This is a genomic window from Xanthomonas sp. MUS 060 (assembly GCF_000963215.1).
Classification (GTDB): Bacteria; Pseudomonadota; Gammaproteobacteria; order Xanthomonadales; family Xanthomonadaceae; genus Xanthomonas_A.
Genome location: NZ_JZIM01000118.1, coordinates 1 through 553, shown reverse-complemented (window position 1 = coordinate 553; position 553 = coordinate 1). Strand labels below are relative to the sequence as shown.

Genomic DNA, 553 nt, shown 5'->3' with positions numbered 1-553 from the left:
GATTGCCTCACGTTGCGCCGACCAAGACACCGACAGCTTGCCGCGTAGCAATTGACTGACGCCCACCTCGATGTTTCTGGAGACGATGGCCTCGACCACATCCGGGGCCAGATGCGCCAGTCGACTGATCCTGCTGGCCTGGCCGAGGTCGATGCCTTCGGCCTGCGCGATCTCGCTCATGGAGCCGAACCGCCCCTGATCGAGCAGACGCTGCCAGTGGTGCGCCAAGCCAAGCGCGCGCATCAACGCGGTGTCTTGAGGCACCTTGCGCAGCTGTCGCTCACGATGGGCCTGCTCGCCGAACTCCTGCGGCGCATCCAGCGGCGTGATGACTTGCTGCTTGAGTCCCCTGCGTATCAGCGTCCAGGGCAGGAAGGTTTCCATCTGTACCCCGCCTGCTGGCATCGGGATCTGATACGTCACCGGATCACCCGTGATGCGCCCGCGATGTTGGTTGCTCATGCCTCATCCTCGAGACTGGCCATGAGCTGACGCTGGGCGTACCAGTCGACCATCAAGCGATTGCGTTGGAACCACATCAGGGTCAACCGCG

General features: G+C 63.1%; 1 protein-coding gene. It reads right to left on the bottom strand.

Features of this window, described 5'->3' with window-relative positions:
* On the bottom strand, nt 1-462 hold a 462-nt coding region (locus XANALMUS060_RS17310; RefSeq protein WP_045739506.1), incomplete at its 3' end, for a hypothetical protein.
* Nucleotides 463-553: the final 91 nt, after the last annotated feature.